23 protein-coding genes are annotated in these 24,490 nt (G+C 31.5%); 7 read left to right on the forward strand and 16 right to left on the reverse strand.

Annotated elements, in window-relative coordinates:
- Positions 1 to 2 precede the first annotated feature (2 nt).
- From Q0945_RS04050 to Q0945_RS04055, 3 genes are all read left to right on the forward strand, one after another.
- Positions 3 to 2,447 (forward strand): OmpA family protein, encoded by a 2,445-nt coding sequence (locus tag Q0945_RS04050; RefSeq protein WP_299431028.1) that lies wholly within the window; start codon positions 3 to 5, stop codon positions 2,445 to 2,447.
- Positions 2,448 to 2,662: 215 nt separating this feature from the next.
- On the forward strand, positions 2,663 to 2,833 hold the full coding sequence (locus Q0945_RS16115) for a DUF6747 family protein (protein WP_366135784.1): 171 nt from the start codon (positions 2,663 to 2,665) through the stop codon (positions 2,831 to 2,833).
- Positions 2,834 to 3,148: 315 nt separating this feature from the next.
- Positions 3,149 to 3,319, forward strand: a complete 171-nt coding sequence (locus Q0945_RS04055) for a DUF6747 family protein (protein WP_299431029.1) — start codon at positions 3,149 to 3,151, stop codon at positions 3,317 to 3,319.
- A 104-nt stretch (positions 3,320 to 3,423) separates the two neighbouring features.
- On the opposite strand, the gene Q0945_RS04060 is transcribed toward Q0945_RS04055, so the two are convergent.
- The 3 genes from Q0945_RS04060 to Q0945_RS04070 all read right to left on the reverse strand — a co-directional run bounded on the left by Q0945_RS04060 (position 3,424) and on the right by Q0945_RS04070 (position 7,392).
- The gene (locus tag Q0945_RS04060) at positions 3,424 to 4,431 is read right to left on the reverse strand and encodes a DUF4837 family protein (protein ID WP_299431031.1); all 1,008 of its coding nucleotides are present in this window, start codon (positions 4,429 to 4,431) and stop codon (positions 3,424 to 3,426) included.
- A 10-nt stretch (positions 4,432 to 4,441) separates the two neighbouring features.
- Entirely contained in the window at positions 4,442 to 6,085 is a 1,644-nt protein-coding gene (locus tag Q0945_RS04065; RefSeq protein WP_299431033.1) for a LysM peptidoglycan-binding domain-containing protein, read from the reverse strand.
- Between the two features lie 116 nt (positions 6,086 to 6,201).
- Positions 6,202 to 7,392: a phosphoglycerate kinase gene (locus tag Q0945_RS04070; protein ID WP_299431035.1), complete on the reverse strand. Its 1,191-nt coding sequence runs from the start codon at positions 7,390 to 7,392 to the stop codon at positions 6,202 to 6,204.
- Positions 7,393 to 7,566: 174 nt separating this feature from the next.
- Here Q0945_RS04070 and holB point away from each other — a divergent pair, with 174 nt between their 5' ends.
- Positions 7,567 to 8,718 carry a DNA polymerase III subunit delta' gene (holB, locus tag Q0945_RS04075; protein WP_299431037.1) on the forward strand — a complete coding sequence of 384 codons (1,152 nt, stop codon included), beginning with the start codon at positions 7,567 to 7,569 and terminating at the stop codon, positions 8,716 to 8,718.
- Positions 8,719 to 8,731: 13 nt separating this feature from the next.
- Positions 8,732 to 9,130: a DoxX family membrane protein gene (locus Q0945_RS04080; RefSeq protein ID WP_299431039.1), complete on the forward strand. Its 399-nt coding sequence runs from the start codon at positions 8,732 to 8,734 to the stop codon at positions 9,128 to 9,130.
- Between the two features lie 9 nt (positions 9,131 to 9,139).
- Here the strand turns inward: Q0945_RS04080 and dinD are convergent, their stop codons facing one another.
- The 11 genes from dinD to Q0945_RS04135 form a co-directional block, all read right to left on the reverse strand.
- Positions 9,140 to 9,976 (reverse strand): DNA damage-inducible protein D, encoded by an 837-nt coding sequence (gene dinD / locus Q0945_RS04085; protein WP_299431041.1) that lies wholly within the window; start codon positions 9,974 to 9,976, stop codon positions 9,140 to 9,142.
- Positions 9,977 to 10,384: 408 nt separating this feature from the next.
- Positions 10,385 to 10,798, reverse strand: a complete 414-nt coding sequence (locus tag Q0945_RS04090; protein WP_299431043.1) for a hypothetical protein — start codon at positions 10,796 to 10,798, stop codon at positions 10,385 to 10,387.
- Entirely contained in the window at positions 10,795 to 11,214 is a 420-nt protein-coding gene (locus Q0945_RS04095; RefSeq protein ID WP_299431045.1) for a hypothetical protein, read from the reverse strand. The genes Q0945_RS04090 and Q0945_RS04095 overlap by 4 nt, the downstream gene beginning before the upstream one ends.
- Positions 11,215 to 11,227: 13 nt before the next feature.
- On the reverse strand, positions 11,228 to 12,235 hold the full coding sequence (locus tag Q0945_RS04100) for a hypothetical protein (RefSeq protein WP_299431047.1): 1,008 nt from the start codon (positions 12,233 to 12,235) through the stop codon (positions 11,228 to 11,230).
- A gap of 134 nt (positions 12,236 to 12,369) precedes the next feature.
- A complete protein-coding gene (locus Q0945_RS04105; protein ID WP_299431049.1) occupies positions 12,370 to 12,876 on the reverse strand; it encodes an OmpH family outer membrane protein in 507 nt (168 codons plus the stop codon).
- Between the two features lie 293 nt (positions 12,877 to 13,169).
- Positions 13,170 to 13,997, reverse strand: coding sequence for a class I SAM-dependent methyltransferase (locus tag Q0945_RS04110; protein ID WP_299431051.1), 828 nt, complete (start codon positions 13,995 to 13,997; stop codon positions 13,170 to 13,172).
- On the reverse strand, positions 13,975 to 14,526 hold the full coding sequence (locus Q0945_RS04115) for a hypothetical protein (protein ID WP_299431053.1): 552 nt from the start codon (positions 14,524 to 14,526) through the stop codon (positions 13,975 to 13,977). Before Q0945_RS04115 ends, Q0945_RS04110 begins: the two co-directional genes overlap by 23 nt.
- Positions 14,527 to 14,610: 84 nt before the next feature.
- Complete coding sequence (locus tag Q0945_RS04120; protein ID WP_299431055.1) at positions 14,611 to 15,087, reverse strand: hypothetical protein; 477 nt, start codon at positions 15,085 to 15,087, stop codon at positions 14,611 to 14,613.
- Positions 15,084 to 16,952 (reverse strand): tRNA uridine-5-carboxymethylaminomethyl(34) synthesis enzyme MnmG, encoded by a 1,869-nt coding sequence (gene mnmG / locus Q0945_RS04125; RefSeq protein WP_299431057.1) that lies wholly within the window; start codon positions 16,950 to 16,952, stop codon positions 15,084 to 15,086. Before mnmG ends, Q0945_RS04120 begins: the two co-directional genes overlap by 4 nt.
- Positions 16,953 to 16,956: 4 nt before the next feature.
- Positions 16,957 to 17,376, reverse strand: coding sequence for an rRNA maturation RNase YbeY (gene ybeY, locus Q0945_RS04130; protein ID WP_299431059.1), 420 nt, complete (start codon positions 17,374 to 17,376; stop codon positions 16,957 to 16,959).
- Positions 17,369 to 20,761, reverse strand: coding sequence for a DUF4175 family protein (locus Q0945_RS04135; RefSeq protein ID WP_299431061.1), 3,393 nt, complete (start codon positions 20,759 to 20,761; stop codon positions 17,369 to 17,371). The genes ybeY and Q0945_RS04135 overlap by 8 nt, the downstream gene beginning before the upstream one ends.
- A gap of 153 nt (positions 20,762 to 20,914) precedes the next feature.
- Between Q0945_RS04135 and gltX the strand changes: the two genes are divergently transcribed.
- Positions 20,915 to 22,423: a glutamate--tRNA ligase gene (gene gltX / locus Q0945_RS04140; protein WP_299431063.1), complete on the forward strand. Its 1,509-nt coding sequence runs from the start codon at positions 20,915 to 20,917 to the stop codon at positions 22,421 to 22,423.
- Positions 22,424 to 22,511: 88 nt separating this feature from the next.
- Positions 22,512 to 23,474 carry an SPFH domain-containing protein gene (locus Q0945_RS04145; RefSeq protein WP_299431065.1) on the forward strand — a complete coding sequence of 321 codons (963 nt, stop codon included), beginning with the start codon at positions 22,512 to 22,514 and terminating at the stop codon, positions 23,472 to 23,474.
- A gap of 55 nt (positions 23,475 to 23,529) precedes the next feature.
- Here Q0945_RS04145 and Q0945_RS04150 read toward each other — a convergent pair whose 3' ends face one another.
- A complete protein-coding gene (locus tag Q0945_RS04150; protein ID WP_299431067.1) occupies positions 23,530 to 24,192 on the reverse strand; it encodes a pyridoxamine 5'-phosphate oxidase family protein in 663 nt (220 codons plus the stop codon).
- A 2-nt stretch (positions 24,193 to 24,194) separates the two neighbouring features.
- Complete coding sequence (locus Q0945_RS04155) at positions 24,195 to 24,485, reverse strand: DUF1272 domain-containing protein (protein ID WP_299431069.1); 291 nt, start codon at positions 24,483 to 24,485, stop codon at positions 24,195 to 24,197.
- Positions 24,486 to 24,490: the final 5 nt, after the last annotated feature.

Genomic DNA, 24,490 nt, shown 5'->3' on the forward strand with positions numbered 1-24,490 from the left:
TCATGAAAAAACTACTTACAGCTTTTATCCTTTTTCTATCCTTAAGCATTAGTGCACAAGAGAAAGAAAATAGTGCTATGTTACAACCAGGCGCAAATCTTAGCCCCATACTGGAGCAAGAAACAAATGAAATTTCTTTTGCCCAGGCAGCAGAAGCAAATACTATTGCACATAGAACTTTTACAAACCTTACTGATATTTATAATGGTTATTATATAATTGCTGGTGTTTTCAGTAAAAGTCAAGAAAAAGCTGCTAAAAAATATAAGAAAAAAGGGTTTAATTCTGGTTATATTCTAAATCCAGAAAATCAATTAAACTACTTATATATTGATTATCAGAGTAATTGGAAAGAGTCTATAGCAAAAGTAACTTCAAAATTTAATGGTAAATTTAAAGATGAAGTTTGGATAATGGAAGTTGAGAATAGCCAACCAGCTATGGAAACTCCAACTAAAGAAGATTTTATTACAAATAATTCTTCAGAAGAAAGTATTACCAAAAATTTAACCTCTAAAAGCATAGACGGTACACCTAACAAAAGTAAACTTATTCAAAGAGCAGATTACTATTTTAATAAAATGTGGTACGCAGAAGCAGCAGATTTATACGAAATGGCTCTTAAAAAGAACGAAAAAAATTACTCCTACGATGTTTTACAAAAAGCAGGAGATTCCCATTACTTTAATACCGACATGGAAAAAGCATACCATTGGTATAACATACTTTATGAAAAGTATGAAAAAGAAATGTCTGCCGATAATATTTTTAAATACGCACACTCTCTTAAAGGAACAGGAAAATACGCTAGATCTAAACGTTTAATGCGTTTATACAATAGAAAATTAAAGAAAGAAGACCTTGCTGCAATAAATAATTCAGAGAAAGCTACTCCTAATGAAATTGTTTTAGATAATATTTTAGGAACAAGTAAAAAGTTTGAAGTAAAAAATCTTTCTATAAACTCAGAATTTTCAGAATTTTCTCCAATGTTTCATGATGATAATAGAGTTGTTTATGCTTCTGCAAAAGACTCTTCTTTTTTTAGTACCAGACGGTATAAATGGAATAACCAACCATATTTAGATTTGTATGTTGCCAAGATAAATGAAGAATCTCAAGAGCTAAAAGATGCTATTAAATTCTCTAAAAAGGTAAATACAAAATATCATGAAGCAGCAGTAACTTTTGCTCCTGATAATAGAACCATGTATTTTACAAGAAATAATTATGGTAAAAAATTAAAGAGAGATAAAAAAGGAATAAATCACCTTAAAATTTATCAATCTAAAAAAGTAGATGGAGAATGGACAGAGGCTACAGAATTACCTTTTAATAGTGATAATTACTCCACAGGGCACCCAGCTTTAAGTCCAGATGGCAAAGAATTATATTTTGTTTCTGATATGCCTGGAAGTATCGGAGAAACTGATATTTTTATGGTAGACGTTCGTGAAGATGGTAGTTTTTCTGAACCTAGGAATTTAGGTCCAGAAATTAATACAGAAAGAAGAGAAATGTTTCCTTTTATTAATGATAAAAAGCTTTATTTTTCTTCAGACGGGCATACTGGTCTTGGTGGTTTAGATGTTTATGAAGTATCTTTTGAAGAAGAGGAAGGCTTTTTAGATGTAGTTAATTTAGGACAACCAATTAATAGTAATAAAGATGATTTCTCTTATATAATAGATGAAGAGACTCAAAAAGGCTACTTTGCTTCTAATAGAGACGGTGGTAAAGGAGATGATGATATTTATGCCTTTAAAAACTTAGTTTTAGAAGAAATACCTGCTAATGTAAATGCAATTGCTGGTGTTGTAACAGAGTTAATTACCGATGATGTTATGCCAAAAGCATTAGTAGAATTATTAGATGAAAATAACATTAAACTAAAAGAAGTAATAACTGGTGATGATGGTAGCTTTATTTTTGAAGACTTAGAGGCTACAACCAAATATGTTATTAAAACCACAAAGGGAACTTATTTTGACGACTTGCAAGAGGTTACAACAAAAGAAAACGATACAATTAGCGTAGATGTTTCTTTACGTAAGCTAAAAGAAATGATTGCTGTAGAAGATGGGATTAAGAAGCTGAAAACAGAAATGATTCACTTTGACTTTGATAAATCTTACATACGCAAAGATGCTGCTGTAGAACTAGACAAACTTGTAGAAGTAATGACAGAATATCCTAATATGATTATTAAAATTGAGTCTCATACCGATTCTAGAGGTAAAAGAGCCTATAACAAATACCTATCAGACAAAAGGGCTAAATCTTCTAGAGACTATATAATCTCTAAGGGTATTGCAGCAGAACGTATAGAAAGTGCAATAGGTTATGGTGAAGAAAGATTAATTAATGAATGTGATGGTACTGTTAGGTGTACAGAGCAAAAACACTACCTAAACCGTAGATCAGAATTTATAATAGTAAAAATGTAAAAAACTTTTAACCTATATAGTAGCCCATAGATATTATATATCTGTGGGCTTTTTTATTGCCTAATATTCTACTGTTTTATACTTAAATAAACACAAACTAATTTTTCACAACAAAAGTGGGTGTTTTCACAACAAACACAAGGCTAATACATACCTTATAAGCTCATTTATAGTTATGTATACATAATACTATTTAACCCCAAATCCCAAAAATCATGAAAAATGTCCTACTTATTAAAGAGATTTATCTCGAAGCATTTAAAAGCTTAGGGAGTAAAATTGTAAAATCATATTTTAAAATATTCACTTGGTTTTGCTTTGCCAGTTTTCTTGTAGTGCTCTATGCTCTTATTTTTAGAATAGCTACTGGTTTTCCATTTCAGTAAAAAATATTTCAACCAACCAATTTTAAGAAAAAGTGTCTTTTTAAGATGCTTTTTCTTTTTTTATGACTAATTCCGAAATTTAACTTCACAGGCAGTAAAGATAAATCTTACAAATAGAGGTGAAAAAATAGTGATTACTTATTTTTTGTAAGCAAATGCTTAAAGCTCCCTTAGTAAGTTAGCCCATAAAATTGCTGTTTATCTATGCGCCTGCAAATAAAACCCTTACATCCTTTTAATTCAGCGTTTTAGCCAAAGGTTTTTCCCTCATTCAAAACAAGTCAGAACTTTGTAGTGAACCAAATATTGTTTACTATGGAGAAATTACTACTATTAAAAGAAATTTATTTTGAAGCTTTCAAAAATTGGGGAAGCCAGTTTTTAAAAAGATATTTTAAAGTGCTTTCTTGGGCATGTGTATTTTTAATTGCTATTGCCCTTTATGCATTAATATATAGAATGTCTACTGGATTTGCCTTTGTATAAAAAGTAAAGCTTAAAACCAAAAAAGCTCATTAGCAATCGCTAATGAGCTTTTTTGTTTCAAACAAGGCCAAGAATGTGTTTATTAAAACAGTGCCTTAAAAGGTCTATTTTTCGCCTTCTTTTACATTAATCTTAAGTGTTTTTAAGATTGCTTCTAACTGAAACATATAATCTCTCTTTTCTGTTGCTGGTGCAAACGTAAAACCTTCTAATACTAATTTTCTATTGTTTTTAGTATCATCAATAATATAAGTTATAAAAGGTCCTGCCATAGGATAGTTTTTTATATCCCAAATACCACGCACTTCTATAGCCTTCATTCCGCTTATTTCTGCAGGGAAAATATTTGGAGAAAAGGCTGGCTCTGTACGCATGTGTGTAATTTTGCCTTCTACATCTGGTCCTGGAATATATTTCTCTCCAATAGAATCTCTCATACGCACTATATTCTTTACTAAGGTAGAATCTGTTTTAAAACTGTTTGCAGGCACTGCATAGGCTATTACATTTACTGTTCCTTTTGGAATTTGATGGTCTATCCACACAAAATTATCTACTTCTCTTCCTACCTTATAAATAGAAGGTATGTTTAGACTAATATTAAACTGGTTTTCTAAAGCTTTTTCTTTGTTTAAAGAGCGTAAAAATCTTTTTTGCGCTTCATCAATTTCTTGCTTTTTAAATGCTGCAATTATTTCGGTAGCTTTTTTGTCTATATTGGCAATTATTTCTTTATTGTTATGTCCTTTTATAACACCTATTTTCTGAGGTCTAGCATACATATCTGTTTTTATATGTGCAATATTTAACGTGTCTTTTTGAACATATAATACTGCTCTTGTATTTCTTAGAGCGCCAGAAAATACACTAGCGGGAACGTTGGTTATATTAAATAAAGGTTCATCCCAAGTAAGGCCAACAACGGGTGCCGCAAAATGTTCTCTAATTTTGTCTCCTACTTCTCCTTTCCATAAGTCGTTTTCTATAACAACCGTAAGGTTATTTATTGCTCCGATAGACTCTGGTAAATAACTCTTTTTATTGGTTTCTTTACAGCCAAAAAGCACTGCTACAAAAAGCAGCACAGAAAACACCCTTAATTTCTTTTTCATGGTATATTTTTTATGATGGACAAGCACATAATTTAAGCTTTGTTCCTGGTTTTAAGTTCTTACCGCTAATACCGTTCCATTCTCGTAAATTCTCTATACTAATTCCAGGATACTTTTTTGAAATAGTCCAGAGGGAGTCTCCACTTTGTACCGTATGCACCTTTGCTTCTGGCGGAATCACCACTTTTTTAGTAGTTTTTGCTACTGTTTTCTTAGAAGTAGTAGTAGATGGGTTTCTTGTAAAAATAGTAAGCCTTTGTCCTATTCGTAAATTATTACTTCGTAAACCATTCCAGCGTTTAATTTGGCTAACTCCTACTCCATACCTACTTGCTATTTTTCCTAAATAATCTCCGCTACGAACTTTGTAACGTATTTGGTCTTGCGCTTTTACTAATTGTGGTAAAGGGCTTTCTTTACTCTTTAATTCTTTTTCTACATGGGCATATATAGCAGCTTCATTTGCCACAAACTTACCCATAGCAGCAACTGGTAAACGCAATGCATAATTCTTACCATCTACATAAGGAATAACGTCTAATTTGTATGACGGATTTAAAAGTTTTAGTTCCTCGACATCAACACCAACTAGTTCCGATATTTGTTTAAAGGTTATTAGGCTTTTTACATGTATGGTATCTGTGATAAAATAATTACGGTCTACTTCTTTTGCTTTTAAACCATATTCATCTGCATACTCAAACAAATACATGGTTGCTATAAATGCTGGCACATAACCTGCGGTTTCTCTAGGAAGGTTTCTTCTTATATTCCAGTAATTTTTTTGTCCTCCAGACCTTCTAATTGCTTTATTTACATTCCCTGGACCAGAATTATAGGCTGCTAATGCTAAATCCCAATCATCAAAAATATCATACAGTCTTCCTAAATATTTACAGGCTGCTTCCGTTGCTTTTATAGGATCGCTACGTTCATCTACATAACTACTTACATCTAGGTTATACATTTTACCAGTACCGTACATAAATTGCCACAACCCTGTTGCTCCTACTCTAGACCTTGCTCTAGGGTTTAATGCAGATTCTACAATAGCCAAATATTTCATTTCTAAAGGAATATCATAATTGTCTAATTGTTGTTCAAAAAGCGGAAAGTAAAATTGGCTAACCGTTAGCATTCGTTCCATTAAACCTCTTTTTCTGCTTAAAAAAGATTTAATTACGCTTTCTAAAGATGGGTTGTAGGTTATATTAAATGGCGTTTTTTGGTTTAAACGTTCTAGTCTTACTTTTAAAGAATCGGTGTTAATTTCAGATTCAAAGGTTGTATCCAAATCTAAATTTTCTATTTCGGCATATATATCCTCAAACAGAACGTTAGTTTCTAAAAGTTCTTTCATCCACAAACTATCGTACTTTGCAGCATGTTCATGGTCTTTTAAATCGTACTTAGCTGATGTATTTTCTTTTACAGTAAGAGTTAACGGATTATCTTTTATAACCGCAGTAGGGTCTGTAATAGCAACAGGTTCTTTTTTTAATAATGGTAACGCCAAGGTATCTAAAGGAATATCCTTAGACTCAATAATTTTTACTTCGTTTTGTGGCGTAGTATCTTCTTCTTGTGCAAGTAGTGGAAACGCAAAAAGGAATAGCGAAATACTATAATGAAAACGCTTTTTTAAAAAATTCATAGTACGTTATTTAATTTCGGGACTAACGAAAATCGCACATTTTTCTGGGAGAATAAAATTTTCTCTCTTAAAATGTGCGATTTTTAATTTATTACCGTTTGTCGATAACGTACCTACTATGCTAATATAGCAGCAATTCCTGGTAACGTTTTTCCTTCTAAACTCTCTAACATTGCGCCTCCGCCTGTAGATACATAGCTTACTTTATCTTGGAAGCCAAATTGTTTTACTGCAGCAACAGAATCACCACCACCAACAAGAGAAAAAGCTCCATTTTGTGTAGACTCATCAATATAATTTCCTAATGCAATAGTTCCTTTGGCAAAAGACTCCATTTCAAAAACACCTATTGGACCATTCCAAAGAATAGTTTTAGACTTTAAAATAACCTCTTTAAAGTTTTCTAATGTTTTAGGACCTGCATCTAAACCTTGCCATCCGTCAGGAATTTCGTTTACATCTACCACTTGTGTATTGGCTTCATTACTAAAATCATCTGCAGCTAATACATCTACAGGAATATGTATTTCTACTCCTTTTTCTTTTGCTTGCTTAAGAATTTCTAAAGCTAATTCCATTTTATCATCCTCACAAATAGAATCTCCTACTTTACCTCCTTGTGCTTTTACAAAAGTATAGGTCATTCCACCACCAACAATAAGGTGGTCTACCTTATCCAATATGTTTTCTATAATTGTTATTTTAGAAGAAACTTTGGCTCCTCCTAAAATTGCTAAAACTGGTTTTTCTCCTGTTTGCATAACTTTTTCTATAGACTCTATTTCTTTAGCAAGTAAAAGTCCAAAACATTTATTTTCTGGAAAAAACTGAGCAACAACAGTTGTAGAAGCATGTGCTCTATGTGCTGTTCCAAAAGCATCGTTAATATAAATGTCTCCTAATTTAGAAAGTTGTTCAGCAAAAGCAACATCTCCATTAGTTTCTTCACTATAAAAACGTAAGTTTTCTAACAATAAAATTTCTCCGCTTTTTAATTCTGCAACTGCTTTTTCTGCAGCTTCCCCAACGCAGTCCTCTACAAATTTTACAGCAACACCTAAAATTTCAGAAACTTTATCACAAATATGCTTTAAAGACATATCGGCATTACGTGATCCTTTTGGTCTTCCTAAGTGACTCATAAGAACAGCGCTACCACCATCTTCTAAAACTTTAATAATTGTAGGTTTTGCAGCTTCTATCCTTGTTGCATCCGCCACATTAAAATCTTCATCTAAAGGCACATTAAAATCTACACGTATTAGTGCTTTTTTGTTTTCAAAATTAAAATCGTTAATTACTTTCATCTATTGCTGTGTGTTTGTTTTTAATTCGGTTTAACTTATCATTAAACACTTCTAAATATGCTTTCTTGAATGGTAAAGGTAAAGATTTCTGGCCTTTAGCTAAAGTATAAGGCTTAATAAATCTACTATAACGTTATAATTAAAGAATAGACCAAAAAAGCTATCTTTGAGCTTATGTTATTTAGTCAAATTTTAGGGCTTTCCCATATTAAAAAACATTTAGCAACAAGTGCCGATGCTGGTAGAATACCACATGCGCAACTATTTGTAGGGCCGGAAGGGTGTGGTTTACTGCCTATGGCATTAGCCTATGCCCAATATATTATTTGTGGAAACACCAATGAAGAAAATAATGGAGCCAATAGTTCCTGCAATACAAAGTTCGATTCTTATGCGCATCCAGATATGCATTTTGTTTTTCCGGTTGCTAACTCAGACAAAGTAAAAAGCCATGCGGTAAGTAACCATTATATGCAAGAGTGGCGACAATTTATAACCGAACAACCTTATGGTAATTTATTTGATTGGTATAGATTAATTGATATTGAAAAAAAACAGGGACAAATTGGGGTTGATGAAGCACTAGATGTTGTTAAAAAATTAGCCTTAAAATCTTACGAAGGTGGTTATAAGGTGATGCTTATTTGGATGGCCGAAAAAATGAATGTTTCTGCAGCCAATAAACTTTTAAAACTTATTGAGGAACCACCTAATAAAACGGTTTTTCTTTTACTTGCTGAGGATGAAGAGCAAATACTACAAACTATAAAATCTAGATGCCAAATACTACATTTTCCTCCGCTTGCAGAAGATGCTATTGCCAATGCCCTTATTGAAAAAGGAGCAAATAGAGAAGAAGCATTACGTCTTGCTCATGAAGCCGATGGTAATTTTAATAAAGCGTTAGATTTATTAAATAAAGATTCTGAAGATTTAGTTTTTGAAAAATGGTTTGTACAATGGGTACGTAGTGCTTTTAAAGCTAAAGGAAATAAAGCTGCTATCCATGATTTAATTTTGTGGAGCGAAGAGGTTGCTAAAACTGGTAGAGAAACACAAAAAAAGTTTTTACTCTACTGCATGGCAGTAATGCGCCAAGCTATGCTTATTAACTTTAATGCCGAAGAGCTTGCTTATATGCATATAGAATCCGAGGGGTTTCAGCTTAAAAAGTTTGCGCCCTTTATACATGAAAATAATATTGTAAATATTGTAAAAGAATTAGAAACTGCTATTTACCATATAGAACGTAACGGCAATTCTAAACTAATATTAACAGACCTTTCTATACGATTAACCAGACTACTACACGCAAAAGCAGCCTAACTAAACTATAACTATGGAACCATTACTTACCAACGCTACCGAAATTCTTATTCTTCTATTTTTAATCATTACTTTTTTACAAAGTGGATACGATAAAATTGCCGATTGGAGTGGTAACGTTTCTTGGTTAAAAGGGCACTTTGCAGAAACGCCTCTTAAAAATATAGTTCCTGCAATGGTTGCAATAATTTTAATTACAGAAATTATTGCTGGTGTTTTGTGTATTCTTGGCATATACCAATTATGTAGTGATGGAGTTTCCATCATGGCTATGTATGGAGCTATATTATCTTGTCTAGTGCTCTTAATGCTTCTTTTTGGACAACGTGTTGCCAAAGATTATGATGGCGCAAGAACTATAGCTATTTACTTTATGCCAGCCATATTCTTGGTGTTTTTGTTGCAGGGATAATTTAAAAAGTTATTTTAATTTTTTTGGATTTTTAATACTCTTCTTCTCATCACTTTTTAAGCGTCTATCAATCTTACTAATATCCTCTTCTGGTGCTAAATTTTCAGGTTTAATACCTCTTGAGATTAAAGTACTTCTTACAGATTTATTATTGGTAGTATGCTCCTTAGAAATTTGCCCTTCTGTCTTCATGCTTTTTTCTTTAGCATTAAATATGGTAATCTCCGTGGCAAAATCTTTAGCCTTTAAAAGTATTGTAGGCATAAAGTCTGCCAAAGGCTTATTTTTTATACCCCACCTATCTTTCATCTGTTGGGTTGTTTTTCCAAACAATGCAGCATCTCCTTTACTTCTTATTAATGCAAAATTTTTATTCCCCCCTGTTTGTTCAAATATTACTTGAGATAATTCTTTTTCAGTAGATTTTAATTTTTCTCTAGCCTGTACTCTCTCATGCTCAAGAATTTTCTTTTCTATAAGCTCTGCTTTTCTTGTTTGAATAGCAAAATAACGTTGGGCAAAAGCAATAGTTTCTTTTCTAGGGTCACCATTTTGAGCTATTAGATAACAAGCATATCTTGTTAACATAATATCTTGAATTTCTTTCTCCGCTCCTGAACCTATTGTAACCATTTTGTTGACGTCAACAAAATGGTCATCTATATGCTCTCCCGAAACCTCACAAGCTGTTTTTCCCTTATTTATGGTTAGATTAAAATTTCTCCATTCTTTATAACTTAAAAGGTGCTGTAAATCTCTTGCCATCCAAAATTCTACACCATCAGACGTGGTTCTTGCTTGGGATTCAAAATTTTCAGTAAGACTGTATATTATTGATGTTTTCATATTCTAAAAAAAACCCGAGTGACATGATTGTCTGCTCGGGTCTATTAAATTAAGTTAAATCTTATGAGGGAGACCAAGCGATATGGTATACAACTCATTTAAGCATCATAAAAATTCTTTAACTCGTATGACCACGCTGTTACCCTATATTTATTAATCTCCTTTCCTCTTAAGTGGTATTTCAAATGTAAGAAATTTGAATTAATTTTTACGACATAACTTACAATCAGAAAATGATAAAAATACTCGGAACGACCGTGACACTCGAGCTACGGAGTATTATATTATAGAGCATTTTCTTATTTACCCAACGACGAGCAAAACAATAATTTCCCATTAATAAATCCTTAAATAAAAATTTCATAACTGATTATATCTAGATAAATAAATTTTACTTAAAAAAACTATTTATCTATTAGTATAATTCGCATAATACTTTGTTCCTAAATAAAAGAAAATTATTAAGCCAGTCCAAAAGAAAATAAAAGCAAATATCCTTTTACTCCTTTTTTGCCCTTTACTTAAACTTTTATACTCCTTTTCTAAACCCCACTGATAAATAGCTTTTTTTGCATAGTATTCTACAGGGTAAGAAAAGCCTAAGCCAACAACACCTATAAATATAAAAATTGGTAACTTACTTTCAAATTTATACGATAATAAACCTATAAATGTAAAGTACAAACCTGCTACTACAAAAACAAAAGGTGAAATAAATGTAAGAAGTGTTGCTGGAATAATGTTATAACGCATTTTCCTATTTACCCAACGACGAGCAAAACAGTAATTTCCCATTAATAAACCCTTAAATAAAAATTTCATACGTTTATTAAATATCCCTCTACATATTTAATTGTTAGATAAAAGAAAATGGCAAAACCAAACCAAAAAAAGCAAAAAGCAAAAAGCATTTTAATAGTTTTTTGTCCTTTACTTAAACTTTTATACTCCTTTTCTAAACCCCACTGATAAATAGCTTTTTTTGCATAATATTCTGTAGGATAAGAAACTCCTAACATAACTATTACCAAAAAAATAAAAATTGGTAAATAACTTTCAAATTTAAAAGTTAGCTTATCTAAAATAATTGCATAAATACCAGCTGAAATAAATGCAAAAGGTGAAGTGAAAATATGAACTGTAGCAGGTATAATCTGATAGGGCATCTTTTTATTTACCCAGCGACGTGCAAAACAGTAATTTCCCATTAATAAACCCTTAAATAAAAATTTCATCATTCTACTACCTAAATTATAATTTTAAAAGTGGTTTATTATCTAAAGGAAAAGAACTTATTGGTTTTTCATCCCATAGACCAGAATCTCTACCAAAATGCCGATCTATAGTTTCACTAATATCAAAAGCATAATCTAGTATTCCATAAATAGCAATACCCGTTAATACCATTGGTGCACCAAATGTAGTCGCCCCAATTGCAACTACTAGTAAAACTCCATCTACAACCGTATGAGCGTCCCAAGTATTTGAAACAACTTCATAAAATATATTGCCAGTTGTAAGTACATTTCCAATAGGCCCAAGTACTTTTGCTTTTCGTGCCAATTTTTCTCCCCCTTGAAAAATTTTACCTGCCTTTGCTGGTTTTCCTACTTTTTTAGCAGCTTTAGATATTTTATAGGCATAGGTACGTTTAAACTCTTTTGGTAATCTCCCATACATATAGCCAACATCATCTAAAGTGGTAACGTGTTTTTCTATTTTTCCATAAGCTTTTTGCCCTGCTCTTTGCCAATTAAATTGTTCGTCTCTAACAGAATAAGGATTTTTTTGTTGTTCTACTTTTAACTGCTCTCCAGTACATTGGCTTTGGTTAAAAGTTCTTAATCTCTCTGTAGATGAAAAAGTAGCAAAATCTTTACCATAATTAATATTTACTATAAAACCTCTTACATTTCCTATCGTTGTAGATCTAAAATCTACACAGGTATCTATAGGTACTAATATCCATTTATTTCCTACAAAAACCTCTTTATATTCCATATTTGTATATGAATATCTTACATATTTTGAAAAATCTGGATCTTCAGGCGATGGGTTTTGTTTTTTAAACTCTTCTTGGGCTACTTCTTGTAAAAGAATAGAAAGTTCTACACTTTTTTCATTTAACCTATTTTCTAATATGTAGTCCAAAGAATTAAAAGGACTATACCTTTGAGAATTTCTTCCTTCAGAAAAAATTTGAGCTGTACTGACTTCACCCTGCAAAAAAAATTTAAGCCTATCTAGTTTAATGGACATAGTTGTATTTTTTACTAAAATACGGTAATTTCCCTAAGTTTTTTCCCTCTTTTTTTGAGTTTTAGATGTAATACACAAAAAAATCCCGCTAATTAAAAATTAGCGGGATTTTTTATAACGTAAAATAAGTTTACTTACTTCTTGTAATTATCATTTAAGATTTTAACAACTTTATCTGTTAAATTATTAGCATCTGTACCGTAAAGAACGCTACCACCATCGCCACCGCCTAAGATGTATGTGTATCCTTGTGCTTTACCAAAAGCTTTAATTTGTTTTTTTACTTTGCTTACAATGCTATCCATCTCTACTTGTCCAGCAGCTTGTAGTTGTTGGTCTTCTTGTTGTAATTGTTGTCCCATTACTTGCCCTTTTTGTTGCATTAAGCCATACTCCTCTTGCGCTTTTTTCTGAGACATTTTTTGTGCTTTTATTTGAAAAGCCTGAGCTTCTAGTTGAAAAGCTTGAGAAATACTATCTCTCTTTTTTGCTAAAGCTTCTAATTTTGCCTTAAACTTAGCTTCTACATCCATTTTTTCTTGGTATTCATCCATTAGCTTTACGTTATCTACATAACCTATCTTCTCTTGCTGACAAGAAGCCATTCCTAATACAGCTAATACTAATAAAATCTTTTTCATTTTGTTCTGTTTAATATTTCTTATTGCCGAAATTATTTTTCTGCTGCGCTAAAATAACAAAGCTTTTTAAATTGAAAGCCTTTATACTCATATTTGTTAAAATTGCACACCAACACTTCAAAATTCCTCACTAATTTAGTGTATAACGAAAATCTATTAATTCATGCATTTATCATAAATATATATTATACTATTTTGATGTAATAGAATAAGCTCAGCGCTGCTTCTAAAAAAAGTAATTAGATTATAAATTCCCTACTGCAAAAAGCTCTTAAAAACGCTTAAAACAAGAATTAAGACTTTTTAAGGATATAAATTACAGAAGAACATTCTTTATTGAACAGCGCACGGATATTGGACCACAAACCTACTATAAATGCTCTAAAAATATTTTTACTTCCAGGTTGGTGTTCTTCGGATAAGATAGAAACATAAAAAGAATCGAACCACATGGGTTTTGTTTTTACAACTTCCATGTTATGCTTCTTAAATAATTTAGAAATAGATGTTCTTGAAAAATGCCAAAGGTGTCTTGGCACATCATAAGCTGCCCAATTTTCTTTATACCATTTTGCATCAAAAGATTTATAGTTAGGAACTGCTATAATTAGGGTTCCATTTTCTATAAGCAAGTTCTTCAAGTTTTGAATTTGGTCGTCTAAATTTGGAAGATGTTCTAAAACATGCCAAAGGGTAATAACATTAAATTTCTTATTTTGTAGTTGCGAAAAATCTGGATACAGTATAATTCCTTTTTCCAGTGCTTTTGTAATTGCAGTTGTATTTGGTTCCATTCCACAAACTTGCCAACCTGCATTTTTTGCTCCTAATAAAAAATCTCCTGTTCCTGCTCCAACATCTAATACATTTTTATTAGAAACCGCATAGGAATTAATTAGTGAAACTTTTTTTTGAATGCTATACTTCTTTACAATTTGGTAAATCTTATCTAAAAAAGAAACAGAAGCATCGGAATGTGAAATATAAGCATCACTCTCGTAATACAAATCTAAATTTTCTGGTTGGGGTTTAGTCACCAACATATCTAAATCAGAATTATATTCTAGTTGAAACTCCTCTCCTGTTATTAAAAAATCTTTAGTTTTTAAATACAATTTCATTGTAATTGTGCGTAGACAAATATTCTTTTTTCAAAGTACGAAGATACTTTAAAACAACTTCTCTAGAAAGTGAATTTATCTCTAAACAATCTTTTTCTAAATCGCTATACACTTCAATAGCCAAATACCAATTATCTTTTCTGTCCATAGTTGGGTCTTCAATCTCTGCGTCCTCAAAATTGCCAATTGCAGCATTGAATAAAACGCTAGTTACAAAAGGAAAAAAATTAATTGCTTTATCCGGAATCTTTACTTCATAAAAAGAAAAGAAATATTGTTCTTCATTAATTTTAAAAGGAACATTATCGTACACATCTATATGTTGTAAATCATATTTAGTATTCACATAATTGTAAAAATCATTTGCTTCTTTTGGATCCTCAAAAATAAACATTTGCCTTTTAGACAAACTTCGTTTAAACTTTTTTCCTTTAGTAACATTGTAATCAGAAATGCTTGGTGCAATACGAATAGGAACGCAAGAAGTAAGGAAGGCAACAGAAGCAAAAACATATAGAAGTTTCTTCATTTTTTAATGGCTTTAATTAGTTGCTTTTACGCATCAAAAACTACGCCAAAAAATAACTCTTAAAATTGTTCCACGTGGAACAATTTACTTTTTACCACGAATTTCTACGTTAAGGAAAACAGATAATTCACTAGCCTTTTCTTTAGCATCTTCTAAAGAATTAGTACGATAAATAGTAAAATGTTTATTTCCTTTAAAAAATCTAATAACATAATTATCACCACCTCGTTCTTTTCCAATAGCAGCAACAGAACCCCACTCTGCTCCTTGCTTATGTTTAGCAGAAAAAACTATTAAATAGTCTGGAAAAGGAAAATGTATTTTAGACTTAAAAATGGTGAACCCAAATATTTTTAAATGCTTAAATATTACGAAATCTTTAGAAACCTCATAAGAAATAGAATATCCAATAAGCAAAGAAGTAATAATGCAAAGAACAATATGTTGGTTTAAGGGTCCAGAATTTGTAACTAATAAAGAGATTAAAACAACTAATAAAATATACCCAAGAATTAATACTGTTAAAGACTTCTTTTGGTTATAAAAAAGGCCTTGCGTCATCTTCCCATAAATACTAAAAGCACGCTAATGTCACTGGGTTTAATTCCGCTAATTCTTGATGCCTGAGAAATAGTTACAGGTTGTATAGCCGTAAGCTTTTCTCTTGCTTCATAAGATAAAGACTTTAGTTTGGTATAGTCAAAATTAGCAGGGATTTTTACATTTTCTAAACGTTGAAGTTTGTCTGCATTATTTTTTTCCTTAGCAATATATCCTGCATATTTTACTTGTACTTCTGTTTGCTCTAAAACTTCTCTATTAAGATTGTGTTCTTCTACAAATGAAGAAACTTTATCTAGCTTAAGCATATCTTCCATCTTAACTTTAGGTCTAGAAAATACTTTAAACATTTTATCAGATTGCTTAACTAAAGCAGAATTTATATTCTCCAAAATTGGATTAATATCTTCTGGAACAACACTAGTGTTTTTAAAGAAATCTACAAACATATTAGATTTAGCTTCCTTCTCTTCCATCTTAATAAGACGTTCTTCTTTGGCAATACCAAGTTTAAAACCTAAAGGTGTTAAACGTAAATCTGCATTGTCTTGACGTAATAATGTTCTATATTCTGCACGAGAGGTAAACATACGATATGGCTCCTCTGTTCCTTTCGTAATTAAATCATCTATTAAAACTCCTATATAAGCTTCATCCCTTTTTAGAATAAAAGGGTCTATTTCGTTAATCTTTAAGTGGGCATTTATACCAGCCATTAAACCTTGTGATGCTGCTTCTTCATAACCAGTAGTTCCATTAATTTGACCTGCAAAATATAAATTCTCAATAAGCTTTGTCTCTAATGTATGTTGCAATTGTGTAGGTGGAAAATAATCATATTCTATAGCATATCCTGGCCTAAAGAATTTTACTTTTTCAAAACCAACCACAGAACGCAATGCTTTAAATTGAACATCTTCTGGCAATGATGTAGAAAAACCATTTACATAAACCTCTACAGTGTCCCAACCTTCAGGTTCTACGAATATTTGATGGCTATTCTTATCCGCAAATCTATTAATCTTATCTTCTATAGAAGGACAATAACGAGGCCCAAGGCTTTTAATTCTTCCGTTAAACATAGGAGATCTATCAAAACCTTCACGCAATAAATCATGAACCATTTCAGAAGTGTGGGTCATATGACAATCTCTTTGCGTTTCAAGAAAAGCAGTATCTAAATAAGAGAATTTTTCGGGTCTTACATCACCAGGTTGTACAATCATTCTAGAATAATCTAACGATCTACCATCTACTCTGGGAGGTGTTCCTGTTTTCATACGTCCACTTTCAAAACCAATACCAACTAATTGTTCTGTAATACCAGTTGCAGCTTTCTCTCCTGCTCTACCACCACCGAATTGTTTTTCTCCGATATGGATAAGTCCGTTTAAAAAAGTTCCATTAGTTAATACAACAGATTTACTTTTAATCTCAATTCCTAAAGACGTCTTTACACCAACAACTTTATTGTTTTCTATAAGTAAACCAGAAATCATTTCTTGGTAAAAATCTACATTAGGTGTGCGCTCTAACATTAAACGCCACTCCTCGGAAAAACGTCTACGGTCACTTTGTGCACGTGGGCTCCACATTGCAGGTCCTTTAGATTTATTTAGCATCTTAAATTGTATAGCAGACTTATCTGTAATAATTCCACTATATCCTCCAAGTGCATCAATCTCACGAACAATTTGTCCCTTTGCAATTCCGCCCATGGCAGGATTACAAGACATTTGTCCAATGGTCTCTAAGTTCATTGTTGCCAATAAAGTTTTAGAACCCATATTGGCAGCTGCAGCAGCTGCTTCTGCTCCAGCATGACCACCTCCTACAACGATAACATCATATATTTCTCCAAACATATCCTTATTGTTCCACGTGGAACATTTTAATTTTTTCCTCTTCTTTATTTATCATAACTAAAGATTCCTCTTTAGTTTTATCTTTATATCCAATTAAATGAAGAACTCCGTGCGCCATAACACGATGTAGTTCATTGTGGAATTGCACACCAAATTTAGAAGCATTTTCTTTTACTCGTTCTATAGAAATAAAAATGTCTCCTCCAATAATTTTGCCAACAGTATAATCAAAAGTAATTATATCTGTAAAGGTATCATGGTCTAAATAATCCTGATTAATTTTAAGTAAATAATTATCATCACAAAAAATATAATCTAATGTACTTACAGTAAAACCTTCAGATTCTAATATAGCATTAATCCAAGTACTATAATGTGCTTGGTTAAGAGTATTAAAATCTGTCTCATAGTGAAAATTAATCATTAGATTTAAAGTACAATTTTACACGGTTTTTAAAAATGTGGCGCAAAGGTAAGCTTTGTTTATTTAATATTTCGGTTTCATTATGATAATCCTCTAATAATGAGGGCTTAGTAAGTATTGGATTCGTAAAAGTATTTTTATTACTATTACTCTCTCTTTCTTCTTTCTTTCCCTTTTTTAAAGCAGCATTTTCTAACTTAAGAAGTTCGTATTGAATAACATTAGATTTAGTGGTTGTACGCTTGGTAATACCATTCTCCAATAAGTCATTCTCAAATTCTTGCATTTGTTTAATCAACTTTTTAGCAAGTTCCTTATCACTTTCTTTTATCATATTAGAAAGTTGTTCTTCTAAAGCTTTACGTATAGTTTGTTGTGTTTTGTAAATTTCATAAATTTCTTTTAATTCTGACTCACTTAATCCTTCACCACTAGATGTACCATTACCTTCCCCATTTATTCCTTTTTTGCCTACTCCCTTACCATCCTTACCATTAGATCCAGATGCACCTTTTTTAGAACCAGGACCATTTTCGCTACCGGATTTATTTCCTTCTTTACCTTTTCCTTTTTCACCATTAGCGCCACTCTTACCTTCACCAGATTTACCACCAGATTGGCCCTGTCCTGGTTTACCACTACCATCCATTTTCTCCTTTAAATCGCCTTGAGATTTAATAATATCAGGTAACTGAAAACCTTGTTGACTATCCCCTTCTCCTTTTCCCATTTGCATACTTTGTTGCATATTATCCAAAATACTAGCGAGAAAATCAGATAAACTATTGGCAGCTGTTATAACATATTTTTGATTAGATGCACCTTGATATAAACGACCATCAGCTACATTTTCTAAGGCCTTGTCTACATTATAATAAACCTCAGTAATTTGTTCATTAACAAATTCTGATAATTCTTCTCTCCGCAAAGAAAGTGCAAAAAGGCTATCATCTACATGTTCAAATAAAAGTCTTAGCTGTTGTTGTTCTTTAATGTTAGTATCAAAAACATTTTGACCATCATCTTGTACATTCATTTTATTATAAAGTGCTTCTTGTTTAAAAGAGAATGTAATTAGATTATCTAAGATTTGACGTAACATTTCTGCATCTTCAGCTACCGAAGTAGAATCACTAGAAGCACTAGAACTCTCTTCCATAGATTCACTTAATTCTTTCATTTTTTGGGCAGCAGACTTTTGCTTAGAACTCGCATTTTTTATTTCGCTTTCTTTACTCTCTGGAGAAAATTTTTTGTTTTTTTCTTCTAAAGATTCTTTAGCAGCATTCTGGTCTTCCTTAATTGCACTTTGCTTTTCAGGATTAGTATTTAAATCTAATGGTTTTTTTAAATCCTGATTATCCTTATGAAGTTCTTCCATATCTTTAGATATTTCTTGGAACTCTTTATTTAATTTTAATTGTTCTTGTAAAGCTTTTTCCTCTTTATTTTTAGTAGATAATTCTTCTTGCTTTTCCGAAAGTTCTTTTAAGTCTTTAGAGAGTTGATTTAGTTTTTCGGTAACATAGTATCGTTTTGTAAGCTCTAGTAATTGCTCCAAATTACGTTCACTATTTTTTTGTTTTTTAGCAACATCTTCTAATTTTTTAGATAAGTCTTCTTTATTAATTTTATCGGCAACCTTTTTTAAGTCTTCCAATAATTTTTGGTTTTTCTTAGCTTGTAATTCTTGTCTCTCTAAACGCTCTTGTAATAACTTACTTTTTTCAGAATTTTTGTCTTGCTTATCCAAATTGTCTTTAAGTTCTTTACTAAATTTTTGCATTAAAGATTCTTGCTCTTGTTGTTTTTCAAGAAAATCTTGAATATTCTTTTTTTCGTTATAGTTAAGGTTTTCTTTTTCTTTTTGATTGTTGTTAATTTCTTTAAGACTTTGCTTCTGCTCCTTGGCCTTTTCTAAGGACTTATCCAAATTATTAATCAATGATTTTTGAGACTCTAATTCTTTATTTTTTAATTGATTATCATCTAATAGACCAAAATTAAATACTTCGCTTTTTGTTGTTTTACCATGGTGCAAGGCATCATTATCTGTTACTTCAAAGTAAAGATTATACTCTTTACCTTTCGCTAAAGAAAAGCCAGAAGGAAACGTATAATAAAATTGATTGTAATTAGTGTTAAGTTGCTCTAAAACAATACTTTGCGATGCTTTTGGTTGACTTTTTTCAAAACAAACCACCCTAAGTTCTTTTAACTTATAATCATCTGTGGCATTACCAACAAAATAAGAAATATTAGGATTTAAGCTGTCTATTACCTGATTAACTGAAATAGTAGGACTAGCATCTTTTACAACTTTAAAAGTAAAATTAATTTGTTCAAAATTAGAGACATTCTTATTAGAGGTAGTAAGTGTATATTCCCTGTCCTTATAAATACGTTCCGAAAGGGTATGCCTGTTCTTGTTTTTTAGAAAAGTATAGATAGAATCTTTTGTATTCATATGAATAGCATCGGTGTTTTTCCCAATAATATTCCAACTTACTTTTGTGCCTTCCGGAAAACTTGCATTGCCCGTACTCTCAATAATAGCATTAGACAGTCCGGTATAGTTTGGATAGTCTAAAATCATTTTAAAATTTTCAATACTCGGCGTTTTTAATGCAATAAGTGAATACGTTTTAGATGTAACTTCATTCCCCTTAAAATAGAAATTAGTAGAAACTAAAGGCGCATTGAAAGTATATTCATATTCCCCATTATTTTCGTGCAATAACATTTCTTTACCATCTACAATAATATAAACTTCATCTGGTCTTATTTTGCCAACAACATTTAATTTTAAAGTAAAATCTTGGTTCTCTAAAACGGTTAAATTTGTAGATAACAAGTGAAAAGAAAAAGGTGCGGGTGGCTCATATGCCAAATCATAATTAACAACTCTTTTATAAGAATCAAAGTACGATTTTAGATTTCCTGTTAAACCAATAATTAAAATTATAACTAGAGGAATTGCAGCATACTTTATATACTTTAATCCGTCTTTAAAGGTAACGGCATTTACAAAAGGAATTGGTTGTAAATTTTTACTTCTTTGTTCTATACTTGCCAATAATAATTCCGACTTATTTGGGTCTTCATCTAAATCTAAAAGATTATAGAGCTTATCTCCTACTTCTGGAAAATGTTTACCAATAATTACAGCTGCCTCTTTGTTAGATAATCCTTTTTTTAATTTAAATAAATAGAATAATGGAATACATAAATATGTAATTAGAAGGTATGTAATAATACTTATTCCTAATACAAATAATAAGAGTCTGCCTGTAGAATTAAGCCAAAGAAAATACTCTACTCCTAATACTGCAATTAAAAAAAGAAAACCAAATGCTATAAAAAGCAAAGCCCCTTTAATAAGCATATTAGTATAATACTTACGAATAAAGAGGTTTATTTTAAATAGTACATCTTGGTAACTGTGCAATACAAATAAATTTATACCAAAGTTACAAAAAAAGGGCTTTGGGGTTTAAGGCCGTTAAACCTATCTTTACACCTTAAAAATTAGAAAATAATGGCTCATAACAAAGTTCGTGTACGTTTTGCACCTAGTCCTACCGGACCTTTACATATTGGCGGTGTACGTACTGCTTTATTTAATTATTTATTTGCAAAAAAAAATGGCGGAGATTTTATTCTTAGAATAGAAGATACAGACCAAAATAGATATGTAGAAGGTGCAGAAAACTATATTGTTGACGCACTAAACTGGTGCGGACTTTCTTTTGATGAAGGCCCAGGTAAAGAAGGTGCTTTTGGTCCTTACAGACAAAGCGAACGTAAACATTTGTACAAAAAATATGCCGATGAGCTTATAGAAAAAGGCATGGCCTATTATGCTTTTGATACTGCCGATAGTTTAAATGCGCATAGAAAAGACCACGAAGAAAAAGGGAAAACCTTTATATATAATTGGCATAATAGATTAAAATTAGATAATTCTCTTACGTTAACTAAAGAAGAAACCAAAAAAAAATTAGATAATGGGGATGCTTATGTTATACGATTTAAAACACCAGAAAACGAAACTCTAATTTTACAAGACGTTATTCGTGGAACAATCACTATAGATACCAATGTGTTAGATGATAAAGTTCTTTATAAGAGCGATGGTATGCCCACGTACCATTTAGCAAATATTGTAGACGACCACTTAATGGAAATTAGCCATGTTATTCGTGGTGAAGAATGGTTACCTTCTTTAGCTTTACACCAACAATTGTATGACGCTTTTGGTTGGTCTGCTCCTACTTTTGCACATTTACCACTTATTATGAAACCTGTTGGTAAAGGAAAACTAAGCAAACGTGATGGGGAAAAATTAGGTTTTCCTGTATTCCCATTGTCTTGGAATGAATCTATAGGATATAAAGAAGAAGGATACTTTTCAGAAGCCGTAGTAAACTTTTTAGCATTATTAGGATGGAATCCTGGAACCGAGCAAGAAATATTTAGCTTAGAAGAATTAGTAAAAGAATTTAGTTTAGAACGTGTAAACAAATCTGGAGCACGTTTTGATCCAGATAAAACAAAGTGGTACAATCAGCAATATTTACAAAATAAGAAGGATGCAGAATTGGCCTCGTTATTTAAAATAATACTTGCCGAAAAACAGATTCCTTCACAAGAATATAATGATGAATGGACAGAAAAAGTAGTTTCTTTAATTAAAGAACGTGCTGTTTTTGTAAAAGATTTTTGGGATTTAAGCAATTACTTTTTTGTTGCTCCTACCTCCTATCCAGAAAAAGCTGTAAAAAAACAATGGAAAGAAGGCACACCAGATATTATGAAAGAAGTAATTTCTGTAATAAGCCCAATAGAAGATTTTAATTCTGGCAATGTAGAAACTATTGTAAAAAAGTGGATTACAGATAAAGAACTTTCTTTTGGTAAAGTTATGCCTCCATTACGTCTTGTTATTGTTGGCGATATGAAGGGCCCACATATTTTTGACATACTAGAAATGATAGGAAAAGAACAAACCATTGCAAGAATTAAAAAAGCAATTAATACTCTTTAAAAGAGAAAAATGTAACAAAAGGAGTATTTTACCTACAAATTAGTGAAAGAGTTTGTAAATTGATTTTTTAACTTAAAACCACACAACCATGAATTTAACATTAATACCCATTCTAGTATTAGTCGCAGTAATTATATTTTCTGGGATATTTATAGTAAAACAACAAACCGCAGTAATTATAGAAAGCTTCGGTAAATTTAGTAACATTCGCCAATCTGGATTACAATTTAAAATTCCAATTGTACAACGTATTGCCGGACGAGTAAGTTTAAAAATTCAACAATTAGATGTAATTGTAGAAACTAAAACACTTGATGATGTTTTTACCAAACTAAAGGTATCTGTGCAATACGTTATACATAAAGATAAAGTATATGATGCTTTTTATAAATTAGAATATCCTCACGATCAAATTACTTCTTATGTTTTTGATGTGGTACGTGCCGAAGTTCCAAAAATGAAATTAGATGATGTTTTTGTAAAGAAAGATGATATTGCTATTGCGGTGAAATCAGAATTACAAGAAGCAATGACTAATTATGGTTTTACAATTATTAAAACCTTAGTAACCGATATTGATCCAGATGCACAGGTAAAAGAAGCTATGAATCGTATTAATGCATCTGAAAGAGAAAAAATTGCCGCTCAGTTTGAGGGGGATGCTGCTCGTATTCTTATTGTAGAAAAAGCAAAAGCAGAAGCAGAAAGCAAGCGTTTACAAGGACAAGGTATTGCAGACCAACGTAGAGAAATTGCTCGTGGATTAGAAGAATCTGTAGATGTATTAAATAACGTTGGTATCAACTCTCAAGAAGCATCTGCTCTTATTGTTGTTACGCAACATTATGATACCTTGCAATCTATTGGAGAAGAAACCAATTCTAACTTAATATTATTACCAAACTCGCCACAGGCTGGAAGCGATATGCTAAATAATATGATTGCATCTTTTACGGCGTCTAACCAAATTGGGGAGGCAATGAAAGAACAAAATGCTAAGAAAGGAATTGTAAATAAGAAAAAGGGGCCTTCTACATCTGATAATTCATAAGAATTTCCATAAAAAATAGAAACCCGTTTGGAAGATTTTCCAAACGGGTTTTTTATTACAATTTGTTTTTTTCATAATACTCCAAAACATGAACTGGAATTTTAGTCTCATCCGAAAGCTTATCATCCGATATTGGAGGTAAAGCTACCTGTTTTACCGGCACAACACCAGCCCATATTGGTAGGTCTTCATCTACTTTTTCATCCACTACACCAACATCTCTAATCTTTGCAGAAGCTGTATCCATACTAACTTCTAAAACTAAAGTTGCGTTTCTTTCTTTATGAGTCATTGGTCTTAAACTATCCCATCGGTCTGGTACCATTTGGTTAACTATAGCCTTTAAAATAGTTGTTTTTTGATCGTCATCATCAATAGAGGTTACAGCTCCAAATATGGTAGCAGACCTGTAATTTACAGAATGATGAAAGCCAGAACGCGCCAATACTAATCCGTCTAAATGCATTATGGTTAAACTAGCTTCTTTTGCTTCTAGAATAGCCAATAACATTCTATTTTTTAATGAACCATGTATATATATCTTATTTTCTAAACGAACATATGCCATAGGAATACTAATTGCCTTTCCTTGATATATATAACTAACGTGGGCTATAAAACCCGCATCTATAATAGAATTTATTGTAGTAATATCGTACGTTGCTCTATTAGAGCCTCTCTTTACTTTGTTTAAGTCTGTAATTTTATAATCTGCCATACTTATCTTTTTTGTGGTTCTATACTCTTTTGTTTATCTAATAAAAGTTTAAAGTCATTCATTTTTATAGGTTTGTAAACCACTTTATTACTTGCTTTATTCTTTAGTAATTCTTCTTTAGGTCTTACTGGTCTATGTGCAAAACCTCCTCCACAATTAGGACATACATTATAAAGAATATGTTCTACACAATCGGTACAAAAAGTACATTCATAACTACAAATCATAGCTTCTGTACTATCTGGAGGTAACTTTTTATTACAATTTTCACATGTGGGTCTAATTTGTAGCATGGAAT

It is taken from the genome of uncultured Maribacter sp. (assembly GCF_947500405.1).
Taxonomy (GTDB): Bacteria; Bacteroidota; Bacteroidia; order Flavobacteriales; family Flavobacteriaceae; genus Maribacter_B.